Origin of the sequence: Streptomyces sp. NPDC001502 (genome assembly GCF_042894785.1) — a bacterium.
Classification (GTDB): domain Bacteria; phylum Actinomycetota; class Actinomycetes; order Streptomycetales; family Streptomycetaceae; genus Streptomyces; species Streptomyces kutzneri.
This window is the reverse complement of record NZ_JBIAVW010000008.1, coordinates 322,659-334,906: the sequence shown is the minus strand read 5'-3', so window position 1 is coordinate 334,906 and position 12,248 is coordinate 322,659. Positions and strand designations below refer to the sequence as shown.

The 12,248-nt window shown below is 68.8% G+C and carries 4 protein-coding genes; 1 reads left to right on the top strand and 3 read right to left on the bottom strand.

What is annotated here, in order from left to right; translation table 11 throughout:
• Positions 1–155: 155 nt before the first annotated feature.
• Positions 156–1,388 carry a GNAT family N-acetyltransferase gene (locus ACFY0D_RS16935; RefSeq protein ID WP_390799056.1) on the top strand — a complete coding sequence of 411 codons (1,233 nt, stop codon included), beginning with the start codon at positions 156–158 and terminating at the stop codon, positions 1,386–1,388.
• Positions 1,389–1,443: 55 nt separating this feature from the next.
• Here ACFY0D_RS16935 and ACFY0D_RS16930 read toward each other — a convergent pair whose 3' ends face one another.
• The 3 genes from ACFY0D_RS16930 to ACFY0D_RS16920 all read right to left on the bottom strand — a co-directional run bounded on the left by ACFY0D_RS16930 (position 1,444) and on the right by ACFY0D_RS16920 (position 12,106).
• Complete coding sequence (locus ACFY0D_RS16930; protein WP_390799055.1) at positions 1,444–3,660, bottom strand: germacradienol/geosmin synthase; 2,217 nt, start codon at positions 3,658–3,660, stop codon at positions 1,444–1,446.
• Between the two features lie 229 nt (positions 3,661–3,889).
• Positions 3,890–4,729 carry a barstar family protein gene (locus tag ACFY0D_RS16925; protein WP_390799054.1) on the bottom strand — a complete coding sequence of 280 codons (840 nt, stop codon included), beginning with the start codon at positions 4,727–4,729 and terminating at the stop codon, positions 3,890–3,892.
• A 96-nt stretch (positions 4,730–4,825) separates the two neighbouring features.
• Positions 4,826–12,106: a ricin-type beta-trefoil lectin domain protein gene (locus ACFY0D_RS16920; protein ID WP_390799053.1), complete on the bottom strand. Its 7,281-nt coding sequence runs from the start codon at positions 12,104–12,106 to the stop codon at positions 4,826–4,828.
• Positions 12,107–12,248: the final 142 nt, after the last annotated feature.

The following is a 12,248-nucleotide window of genomic DNA, read 5'->3' as shown; positions in this document are numbered from 1 at the left end:
TCCGCAGCGGGTCCGCAGCGGGTCCGCGGCAGGTCCGCAGCGGGTCCGCGGCAGGTCCGCGGCAGGTCTGCGGCAGGTCCGCACACCGGCCGGACGTGCGGACCCGGGCTGCTATGGGGTGACCGGTCCTACGATGACCGATTAGTCTCGCGATCATGGTGGACATCCGCGAGGTACCCGAGTCCGACATCGACCGTGCTCTGGAGCTCGCGTACCTGGTCTTCCACGACCGGCCCGAGAAGGAGGTCCGGGAGAAACACCACGCGCTGCTCGCGCGCGGCGACCGGCTCGGCGCCTACGACGGCACGGCCCTGGCCGGCTTCATGGCCGCGTACGACTTCCGGCTCTCGGTGCCCGGGGCGGACCTGCCCTGCCCCGGGCTCACCTTCGTCGGCGTCGCCCCCACCCACCGCCGGCGCGGCGTGCTCACCGCTCTGATGGGCGAGATGCTGCGGCGGACCGCCGAAGCGGGCAGCCCGCTCGCCGCCCTCTGGGCCTCCGAGGCCGCGATCTACGGCCGCTTCGGCTACGGCAGCGCCACCACCGGCGCCACCATCGAGATCGACTCCACCCGCCCGCTGGCCCTGCGCATCGACCCGGACCGGCGCCCGCTGCGGTTCGTCGACCCGGAGGAGGCCGTCGCCGTCATCGGGCCCTTCCACGACGCGGCCCGCGCCGGGCGGGCCGGCCGCCCCACCCGCAGCGCGGAGCGCTGGACCGAGGAGTGGCTGGCCGAACAGGACGAGGAGGACGAGGAGCTGAGCCCGCCGCGGATCATCGTCCTGGGCGACGCGGACCAGCCGATCGCCGGGTACGTGCTCTACCGCACGAAGCCGGAGGGCGGCGCCGGCCCCGCCCGGGTGCCGGGCCTGGTCCGGGTCGACGAACTGGAGGCCGACACCCCGGCGGTGGCCGCCGCGCTGTGGGAGTGCGTGTCCTCCCTCGACCTCACGGGCAAGGTCTCCGCGTGGGGCCGTCCGGTCGACGACCCGCTGCTGCACATCGCCGCGGACCGGGACCAGGTGCGGGTCACCGCCCAGTTCCCGGCGCTCTGGCTGCGCCTGGTCGACGTACGCGCGGCCCTGACGGCGCGGTCCTGGGCCGCGCCGGTGGACGTGGTGCTGGAGGTGCACGACGTACGGATGCCCGCCAACGCCGGACGGTTCCGGCTGGCGGCCGGGCCGGAGGGGGCCACGTACGAGCAGGCGGACTCCGCCGCCGACCTGGCCCTGGACGTACGCGAACTGGCCGCCTGCTACCTCGGCGGGACCCGGGTCGGGGAACTCGTCGCCGCCGGGCTGGTACGGGAGCACACGCCCGGCGCGGCGGGGGCGCTGGACGCGGCCCTGCGCACGGCCGTACTCCCGCACACGAGCGACGAGTTCTGACGTACGGCCGTCTCACGGCGGGGCGCGTCCCGCCCCGCCGGCACGGCCGACGGGATCAGGCGGGGCGTGTGATCCGGGCGGCCGACATGCCGAGGCCGGCGCCCAGGACGGCGGTGGACAGCAGGTCGGGCCGCGCGTGCAGGTCCTCCGGACGGTAACGGCGGATCTGCTGGTGCCAGTTGAGGATGCCGGCGTGCCAGTCCTGCAGCTCGCCCACGTACGCGTCCAGGGCCTGCCGGGCCTGCCGGCCGAGCTTCCAGTCGTCGTAGAGCAGTGGCAGCTGGTTCGCCACGATGTGCTCGAACTCCTCGGTCCGCCGGGTCATCAGCTCATGGCAGATGTGCAGGGCCTGCGGGTAGCCGACGTCGAAGAAGTTCCGGGTGACCAGGATGTAGTTGTGGACCTCGCCCTCGACCTCCACCTCCTTCTGGTAGGAGTAGATGTCGTTGATCAGACAGGCGGCGTCCGCGACCGCGTTCTCCAGGGAACGGATGGTCCCGGAGGCGTAGATCTCCTCGGGGATGCCCCGGCCCTGGTGCCCGAGCCGGCACAGGTACATCGTGAGGTGGCTGCCGAAGGTGTGGCGGCGCATCTCCGCGTAGTCCACCGGGTCCGGGATGCGGTTCTGGATCTGGTTGCCCACCTCCCACAGCCAGCTCTCCAGCATGCTCACCAGGGTCGCCCGGAACTCGGTGCGCTGCCCGGCGGACATGCCGGCGCCGGTGCGCACCCACAGGTCGCCGAGCGCGCGCTCCATCGCGGTCACCGGCTCCGGCTGTTGGGCGTGGTCGACCGGGATCATGGCGACCAGGCGGGCGGTGGCCGCCTTGGCGGCCGAAAGGTTCCTGCCCTGGGCGAAGACCACCGGGTAGTAGTCGTCCCCGTACGTACCCCAGGTCAGCCAGCAGGCGTTGAGGGCCAGCTGCTCCGGCGTCGCGTCGGGATCGATCCCGGCCGAGCAGAGCGCGAAGTCGAAGCCCCGCAGCCGCTCCTCGGTCCAGATCGCCGAGCCGGGGTCGCCGGACTGCGGGTCCAGCAGGCCCATCCGCCGGGACCAGGCCACGGACTCCTCGCGCGCGTGCGCCAGGTGCGGGCTGAGGGCGAGCCGGTGCGGCATGTAGATGTCGGGGATGACGGAGGGGCCGGTGCGCTCGAAGGGGACGTGGGTGAAGGAGCGGTGGCGCAGCTCCATCGAGCGCCGCGTGAACACGGACCGCAGGTCGAGCGAGGCGGTGCCGAGCCCGGACGGCAGGAAGGGCAGGGTGGCCGGGGCGGTGGGCCGGGCCTCCTTGTTCATGTAGCGGCTGGAGACCATGTGCCACTCGTGGCCGCCGGACTGCCAGTCCTGCAGGCCCTTGGCGTAGGCGAGGACGGCCGCGATCTCCGCCGGGTCCAGCGCGTGGTCGGCGAAGAGCTGCGGGAGCTCGACGAGCGCGGTCTGCTCGAACTGCTGGAGGCGGGAGGTGAGCAGGTCGTTGGAGGCCTCGGCGGCCTCCTGGGTGGTGCAGCCCAGGAAGGTCTCCAACACCAGGATGGCGTTGGAGAGTTCACCCTCGTCGGCGACCTCGCGCTGGTAGGAGAAGATGTCGTTCCTGATGTGCACGGCGTCGGCGAAGGCGTCGCGCAGCACGGCGAGCGGGCGCGCGTGCGCGACGCGTGCGGGGACCTCGGCGCAGACGTACTCGATCAGGCCGGCCGACCAGGGGGCGCCGCCCACCTTGCGCCGCATCTCGATGTATTCGAGCGGGTTCGCCACGCGCCCGATGTCGATGTTGGCGAGCTCCCACATGGACTCGTCGAGGAGGTTCTTCGTGGACAAGGAGAACCGTTCCCGCCAGTCCTGCGACATGGCCGGGACGGTCCGCGCCCACAGGTCCGCGAGCCCCGCCTCGACCGGGTTGGTGGGCTCGGGGAAGCCGTCGGACAGGTCCATGGGCATGAAGGCGGCGAGCCGGTCGAGATAGGCCTTGGCGCCGTGCCGGTCCTGGGAGCGCTTGTACATCTCCAGGAAGTGGTCGTCGAAGAAGAACACCCACACGTACCAGTCGGTGACCAGGGCCAGCGCGTCACGGCCGCAGTCGGGGTGGGTGTACGAGCAGAGCAGCGCGTAGTCGTGCGAGTCGAGGTCGCTCTCCTCCCAGACGCCGGAACCCTCCAGCATCCCGAAGTCGCGCGCCCACCGCTTGGTGTGGGTCCGCGCGTCCTCCAGGTGGGGGTTCAGTCGCGCCGGATAGGGCACGTAGAAGTCCGGCAGTTGGAACGGCTGCGTCACGGCGGCTCGGCCTTTCGTCCATGGGTACGGGGTCCGGCGACCCGGTCCCCCGCACGAGATCAGCAGGGCCCTACCCCTGGTGCCCGTGGGACAAGGGTGATTTCACCGCTTCAGGTGACGCGCGGCCGGTTTCCCGGCGCGCGGCCCCGCAGGGGCTACGCTCGTCCGCGCGGGCGGCGCTCGCTGGCGTCCGGAACCAGCGCGCAGATCACGAAGCCGCACTGGAGTATCAGGCGAACTCAACGACCACGCCGCGTCCCTCGAGACACTCGACGATCAGGTCAAGGACGGACTTGCCCGCGGCGTAGGTGCTCTGGCCGCCGAGTGAACCGATCGCCACCTGCGAGCTCTCCCACACGAGCCGGAAGGGGGGTGTCGGACCACTCACGTCGGCGAGGCAATCGTCCAGGGCTGCCAGGTTGCTCCCGAAATATCCGCCCGGGCCGATCATCATCTCGCCGATGGCGCAGTAGAAACTCGCGAGATCGCAAATGTCGCCGCCGTCGAGGGTGTATTCGCTGCGGGACTCAGCGGGGGCCGTGGCCCTTCCCCAGTGCATGCGGGCCACTTCCACCCAGCCCTCCCGCCGGCCCAGAGGGAGTCGTGTCCAGCCGTTCCTGGTCACAGGCACCTGGTTGCTCCAGGCCTTCCACAGGGCATGGGCACTCTCGTGCGGCACTGCACTGAGCCAAACCGTGAGAGTGGCGGTGATACGTCCGTCGGCACCGGCCGTCCAATCCTCCAGCGTCGCGTTTCCCGCGAAATAGGAGCCGATGGTCCGGCCGAGCGCGTCATGAACATTGATCCATACGTTGCCGAGGTCTCTCGCCGCCTCGGTGCCCCTGCTCCACGCCTCGTCCATGTTTCGTGACGGGGCCAGGCCGATCAGCCGAGGGCGGAGCCATGATCCCTGCCCTGCGTCCGTATCCGCCGCCGTGTCGTCGAATTCCGCGAGGGCAGGCGCTCGGCCGACGAAGAAGCCCTGGATGTCGTTGAAATGGCCGAGGTGTGTGTCCGCGTCGTCGTCCGCGTGGATCGAGAACGTGCAGGGCGAGCTCGGGGCTGTCATGCGAGGGGCTCCATTCAAGGAAAGAGCCTGGGGGGCTCGAAGGCGAGCCCCCCAGGCGGGTGGGTCAAGTCATCTGGACACGCCGGTCAGCCTGACCTACTGGCCGTAGCCGGCAGGGAACTCCTGGATCGTGGTGTAGTGGTTTTCGCTCCAGCCCATGGCGCCCGTGGTCGGATTCTGCAGGATTCTCACTTCGTTTCCAGGGCGGTTGGTCGGCACAACCCATTCCAGTGAGCCTGCCCACTGCCTCTGGCTGGGCCTGTCACCACGGAAGATCTTCTGCACGCCGTTGTTGTCCAGCTGCGGAATTCCGTTTCCTTGCCTGACAGCGGTGAAGTGGTACTTGACTTCCCGGGGGATCGGGATCGGCCCGGCCCCGTTCCCCGAGCCCCTTCGGGGGCAATTGTGAACCAGGACGGGGGTGTGGCCTGCGAGCACATAGTACGTGTGCAGATCAGCGACGGTCATGTTGTACGTCGCTTGCAGGGCCTGATAGGCGCGGGTGCTCGCCACGGAAACCGACGCCCCGGCATCCGTACGCAGAGTCATTCCCGGCTCGAGCAGCTCGGCATTGAGCCACTCCTGCCTGGATTCGACCCAGAACGGGTGATGGCCCGTGGCGGTTATGGTGCTTACCCCATCGACCGTCAGAACACCGATGTCGACATAGGTCTTGTCGTCCTCAGTGCGGATCGTGGCGGCGACGGCTTTCCCCGCGGTCTCATCGGATTCGGGGTCAGTGGCCAGCACGAGATCGTCGGATTCGAGTTGCTCGATCGGCTTCGTGGACCCGTCGGCCATGAGGACCTCGGTGCCGGCAACGAAGCTGTTCGGGCAGTACCTCGTTTGGGGTTTCCCGCCGCCTCCGGCCAGATAGGCGAGACCTGAGGCGAGTTCCCGGCCTACACGTTCGGATGCGTTCGGTTCGTAGAGGGGAGTGTCGACGTTGTTTCCGGTCAGCGCCGCCTCGACCGGCCCGTTGCACGTCAGGAAGTCGCAGTAGTGCGCGCTGAAGTACTCGATGTCCTCGATCGACGCCCCGTACATGTACATCTTGTACGCGACCTGCTTGGTGACGCTGTGGCTCGATGGGTCGTACTTGACCTGGATCTTGTGCAGCTCCTCCTTCGCGGTATTGCTCGGGTTGCGGACGTACTGCTGACCCGAGGTGTAGAGCTCCACGGCGCGGTCGTACGACTGCTGCGCCTGGCCGGCCTTCGCTGAGCCGTAGTGCTCGGCGTACAGCCGCCTGATCCTCGCATCCTCCATGGCCGCGATGTTCTCGGAGACGATCCTGTCGTAGTTCCTGCCCTTGCTGATGGGCTGAGTACCACGGTTGGTGCACACGTACATGCCGCTCATGCACTCTTCGAGCTGCTCACCCGACGGGTCCCAATTGCTGACGGGGTTTCCGTTGGAGTACGTGTACCCGTTCATCTGGAGCGGGTCGGTTATGTCGATGAGCGGGTCGACCGAGATGAAACGGCCGGTGCTCTGGTCGTACTCGCGCGCCCCGATGTGCGTCAGGCCCGTGGTGGAGTCGTTGACGCCCGTTCCGAGGAAGCTGCGGTCGCCGGGCCAGTCGGCAGGCACCGTCCCCCGGACGTTGCCGTACGGGTCGGACTTGCGACGGTAGACCTTCTGGCCCGCGGCCTGCTCGACGGAGGTGGTCGCGGTGTTGTGGTGGTCGGACAGCAGGACGTTGAGCTTGTGCCCCGTTGCCTTGCTCCCCGTGCGGCGGGTGGTGGTGACACCACCGGGGCCGCCGTAGTAGCGGACGGCATCGATGGCCTGACCGGCCTTGTTGACGGTGACTTCGGCGTCGGCGAGGTAGAGGGTGCGGGAGCTGCCGGTCTCCTCGATCAGGCGGTTGCCCGAGGCGTCTTGGATGTAGGTGGTGGTGTTCTCGAAGCTCCACTGCTGGGCGACGGCGCCCGCGACACAGGTGTAGATGTCGAGGTCGTTGCCGTCGACAGGGTTGTCGTTGGGGACGGTGACGCAGGCGTTGGCCGCCGGGTTGTACAGCGTTTTGTCGGCGGGACGGTAGGTGAACTTCTGCTTGGCACTGCCGTCGCAGGTCGCCAGGACCGCATCGCCGCCCTGCGCCGTCAGGCACTTGCCGAGGGCGCGGACGGTGTCACCACTCAGCTTCCACTGCTGAGCCGCGGTCGTGTTGCACGGGTAGAGCTGGACGGCCGTGCCGTCCGCGCTGGACCCGTCGGCGACGTCGATGCACTTGCCCGCCATGCCCGTGACGGCCACCGCACCGATGCCGGGGCTGCTCGCGGAGGTGAGCTTGCTGCGGCGGTCCCAGTTCAGGGCCTGGGTGTCACCGTCGATGCGCCGGGACTTGGTGTTGCCGGAGGCGTCGTACTCGTAGGTCGAGAGCGAGTTGACCGTGGACGCTGCCGTCTTGGTGGTCTTCTCGGCCTTGGACAGGGCGTGGGGCTGGATGGTGACGGGAGGCAGGGAAGCGTTCCCGGCGACCTGGACGCCGTACGTGTACTTCGTCTCGTCGTCCAGCGCCGGGTTGGTGAGGTCGTGGTCGATCAGCTTGGTGCGGTTGCCGATCTTGTCGAACTGGTACTCCTGCCAGTAGCCGTCGCCGTCCGGACCGGCGGTCACGTCGTTCAGCGAGGGCCCGGCGCAGGCGGCCGTCTTGCCCGTCCATGCCTTGGTGAGCTGGCCCACCGCGTCGTACGCGAAGCACTGGCGGTCGACGCGGCCACCGGCCTGGGTGTCCGTGATGGAGGTCGGGTTGCCGACCGTGTCGTAGGTGTAGGAGAGCGCGGAAACGCGGTTCGGGCTGGCGGTCTCGCGGTCACTGATCGACTGTTCGACACGGCCGGTGTTGCGGTTGTGGAGGTTGGTCGTCCACACGCGGTTCGGCGCATTGCCGGATGCCGTGCGCAGGACTTCGCCGTACGGGCTGTACACGACGTCTGCGGTGTACCAGGACAAGCCCGAGATGGTCTTGGCCATCCCGTCGGCGTCATAGCGGGTGATCAGCTTCTCGGCTGCCAGGCCACCCGGAGTGGCCGGCACGGTCGTCGACTGGACCTGGCCGCGCGGTGTGTAGGTGGTGCTGTACGCGTACGTCCCGGCGAGACCCTTGGTGGCAGGCACGTCCGGGATCGTGATCTTGGTTCCGGTCGGCCGGTACTCACTGTCGTAGGAGGTGACCTCGCTGGTGTAAGCCACCAGGCCCTCGTAGCGCGTGGACGCGACGGGCAGTCCCTTGGCGCCGGTCAATGTGTCGTACGTCCAGGACGCGACCACGGGGCCGTCCGGGGCGTCGTCGCGCATCTGGGTGGTACGACCGAGGGCGTCGTACGTCGTGTACTGCGTCCGCCCGGAAGAATCCGTGACGGACACCTTCCGGTCGAGGTTGTCGTACGCGACTGCCGTGGTGCCCATATCAGGGTCGCCCGTAGAGGTCATGCGGCCGCGGGCGTCGTAGGTGTACGTCCACTTGTTGCCGACCGGGTCGGTCACCTTGGCCAGCTTGCCGCGCTGGTCGTACGAGTAGGCGGTGTCCTTCCACGTCGTGAGGTCGGTCGCCGTGTAGTGCTGGATCAGCGAGGTCCGGCCCGACGTGTCGGTCCAGGTCTTGACCGCGCGGCTGCCCGAGAGCGGGGTGAGGCCGTCCGCCGACATGGCAGTGCGGGTCAGCGTCCAGTCGCCCTCGTACATGCTGGTGTTGGAGTGCTGCGGCACATCCGCGTAGAGCGTGGTCGCGCGCACGGGGCGGCCGAGGCCGTCGTACGCCGTCTTCGTCGAGTTCGGGACGTGGAAGACGCTCTCCGGGACGAAGATCTTTCCGTTGGGGCGGCCCTCGGCGTAGTAGCCGTTGTTGGTCTGCCGGACGGTGCCGTTCGCGTTGTAGAGGGTGTCCGTGATCACACGGCCGCCGCCCAGGGCATCCGCCTGGGTCTGGCGCGGCCGCAGCTGCCCGTCGTAGATCGCGATGGACGTGGCGTAGCTGCCGTTGTCCCGGAGGGTCTTGCTGGTGACGACCGGGGGCTCGTGCTCCGAGATCTGGTACTCGAAGGTCTGGGACGCCGGGTCGGTGGTCTTCTGCGACGGCGTCCAGACGGCCTTGGAGCGGCCCAGGTTGTCGTAAGCCTGGCTGAACTTGCGGTTGTTGGTGTCGATGTCCTCAAGGACGGTGCCACGGCCCGGGTCGCTCTTGACGACGCGCGTGTGCCCGAGAGGGTTCGTCGTCTTCGTGCTGAAGGGGACGCCGGTGGCGGGGGTGAACACGGTGGAGGTGGGGTTGCCGGCCGGGTCGAAGACCTTGACCGTCCTGCCCAGTGCGTCGTACTCGGTCTTCGCGGTGGTGACCCAGCCGGTGCCAGCCGCGTCGTTGCTGTCCACCTGGAAGGGCAGACCCTTGACCGGAGCGGTTCCGAAGGCGTTGAGCGCGTCGTACGACGTGCGCAGGTCGGAGAGCATCGCGGCGGTCCCGGCCTGGGCGCAGGCGCCCGTGGTGGCCCGTACCCGCTGAGGCAGGCCGATCAGGTGCTTCGCCGGGTTGTGCACGTACGTCGTCAGCGTGCAGATCTGGTCGGCGATGACCGAGCTGCCGCTGCCGTCCTCGGCACGCGATTCGGTCTGGGCCGACTCCAGGAGACCGTAGGCGGACTCGAAGGTGTTCAGGGAGCGCCCCACACGGAAGCGGCCGCCGCTGATCGACTGGATCGTGTCCGTGCGTGAGTCGTTGACCCGGTAGGCCTCGAGAGGGGTGGTTCCGTCCCGGGGGCGTGTCGCGGTCTTCTGGCTCGAGGGCCAGGTGAGGACGCGCTTGTCGACGCTGCCGCCGGCCTGGGTGTAGGTGATCACCTCGGCGGTGCGGCCCTGGTATTGGGTCAGGTCCTCACCCAGGGTCTCCTTGCCCGTGGAGTCCTTGATCGTGACCTTCGGCCGTCCCGCGTCACCGGACATGCCGCGGAAGAAGTAGGTGCGGGTCTGGGATTCGGCCGTCGCATCGCTCTTGCCGGCGTTCGCCGTCACGCCGCCCTTGGTGACGACGGAGGAGTAGCCGCGCCACTGTCCGTACGTGCGCAGTTCGGGCTTGGAGAATTCGTCGGAGTCCTTGGCCCAGGCCGCGCCGCCCTCGTAGGTGTAGCTGGTGGTGACGTCGGGCTGGCGGGCGACACGGTCCTTCTCGACCACACGCTCGACGACGTACTTGTTGAACCAGGCCAGCGGGGGCTTCTCCAGATCACTGTCGGGTGACCAGTGGACCGGGAAGCAGCGGGTCGTGTTCTCCTCCGGCTTCGGGTGCGTGGTGCCGACCGCGCAGGGGGCGGAGTAGTCGACGTAGATCTCGTTGCCGGTCTCCGTGCGGATGGTCTCCACACGGAGGCGGTCGAAGTCCGGGGTGGCGTCGCCTGGACCCGTGGCCACCCGGTTGGGCATGTCCTGGACGTTCGCGAGGAAGGACACCGGCGGGAGCGAGGTGCTCTCCTGGTTGCCGTTGGTGTCCTTGGTGGTGCCGTAGCCGGTGCGGGTGATCGACTCCAGCCACAGCGGCGGGTGGGTGTCGGTGCGCTGCTTGGGGAAGGACTGGGCCAGGTTCCACCGGTCGACGAGCGAGAGGGCGGTGGAGCCGTCGGTGCGCTGGCCGTACGTGGTGACGGCGGTCAGGCGCTTGCGCGTCCAGAAACTCGGCGAGGTACTGAAGCAGTCCTTCGCGTCGGCCTTGCAGTGCAGGGACGACGGGGTGTCCCACCAGGCCTGCTTGTCACCGTAGTTCTTCGACTCGAACTCGGTGTCCGTGCACTTGGCCGAGCCCTCCTTGATGCACCGTTCGTCGACGGTGAACTCCACCTTGCCGGCCGGAGCTCCGGAGAGGTTGGTGGAGCGCAGGCCGTAGGTGATCTGGCTGGGGTAGCCGCCGCGGCTGTAAGGGACCTTCGCCTGGAACTTCTCGTTCTTGGCGTAGTGGTTGGTCTCCTTCTTCCAGTCGACGATCATCGCGTTGCCGTGGAGGTCCTCGACGTAGTCGAGGTTCCAGCGCCAGCCCTGGTTGCAGGAGGAGTCGGCGAAGGCGGCTTGGTAGCACGGCTCGCCGGGGTGGTTGCCGAACACCGGGACGGTGAAGACGGAGTCGGTCACGGCTCGGGTACCGGCGCCGTCGACGTCGTGGCGGCCGAAGTGGTAGCGGACGCCGTCACGGGTGGTGACGACCCAGTACTCGCCGTCCTTCGCGCCGTTGGCGACGTTCGCGTCGGTTTTGCGCTCCACCTTGGAACCGTCGTCCCCGGCGGGGACCCACTGACCCGAGGTGGCGTCACGGACGAGCTCGGTGCTGCTACCGCCGAGCGACATCACCATGTTGTCGCCGGCCCAGCACAGGTCGTTCTTCTTCTTGTCCGTGCTGTTGTCGTTGTTCGGCTTGCCGGGCGTGGCCTTGAGGTCATCCGAACAGGTGCGGTACCGGCGCTCGATGAAGCCGGGGTGGTAGTCCCAGCCGTCGCCGATCCAGGAAGCCTGGCTGTTCGCGACGGACGTCTTCCCGTCCACGGACTGCGAGGAGTACGTGAACGCCAGCTTCGGCACGGGCCCGGCCCCGGGGGCGGGTGTGCCCAGCGGATAGGTCCACGAGAAGTCGCCGCTGTTGCCGCCGGCCGACCAGCTGCCGGATGCAGCGAGGGGGGTTGCGCTGTAGGTTCCGCCGGGGCCAGAACCGGAGTCGGAGGCGGCCAGGACCATCGGGCCGCCTCCACCGACGGCCATGGTGCGCAGGCCCTGTCCCGGCGCGGTCGCCGGGTCGACGGTCGCGCGGACCGTGCCCGTCGCCGGGTCGTTCGTGCTCGGGACGGCTTTCGCCGTGTTGCACTCGGGCACCAACGGGGTGGTCAGGAAGCACTGCGGGAGCATCCTCAGCTCCAGGCGCGACGACCACTCGGTGCCGTACAGGTCCTTGAACTGCTTGTAGTCGAGCTGCACGTCGACCGGGGTCGAGCCTTCGGCCGGAGGCGTGACCTTGATGAGCGCACCGTCGATGTTCGCGGCTTCGGTCACCGCCCGGGCCTCGACCGCCACCGACCACGTGCCCGACGGGGCCGGAGGGGTCGGGTTGGTCTCCGTCGGTGAGGCCTTGCCGATGCTGATCGGCAGAGATCCTGCCTGGACCAGCTGGTCGCCGGCCAGGGCGACGTTCGCCGTTCCGGCGGTGGGCGGAGTGACCTTCGACGGTTCGTACTCGGCCGGGGGCTGCACCGGAGCTCCGGACCAGCCCTCCAGCTTTGCGGCCTCGACCTTGTCGAGCTTGGCCTTGAGGTCCTCCTGGAGACCCGGTAGCTGCACTCCGGCGCGGTCGCCCGGTGGCGCGGCCCAGGCCTGAGTGGGCAGAAGAGATGCGACCAGCATCACGGAGACCGTGATGCTGGTGCGCCCGGCAAGGCCCATGCGTCTCGCGCGGGCCTTTCTGATTCCGGGCAGGCGAAGACTGTCGGCCGACAACGGCGACATGTGAACCCCCCACGATCTGCCACCGCGGCAGAGGCACGCG

Excerpts from the sequence above, each read along its gene's own strand:
- ACFY0D_RS16920 (WP_390799053.1), bottom strand. The coding sequence starts at position 12,106 with ATGCTGGTCGCATCTCTTCTGCCCACTCAGGCCTGGGCCGCGCCACCG.
- ACFY0D_RS16925 (WP_390799054.1), bottom strand. The coding sequence starts at position 4,729 with ATGACAGCCCCGAGCTCGCCCTGCACGTTCTCGATCCACGCGGACGAC.
- ACFY0D_RS16935 (WP_390799056.1), top strand. The coding sequence starts at position 156 with ATGGTGGACATCCGCGAGGTACCCGAGTCCGACATCGACCGTGCTCTG.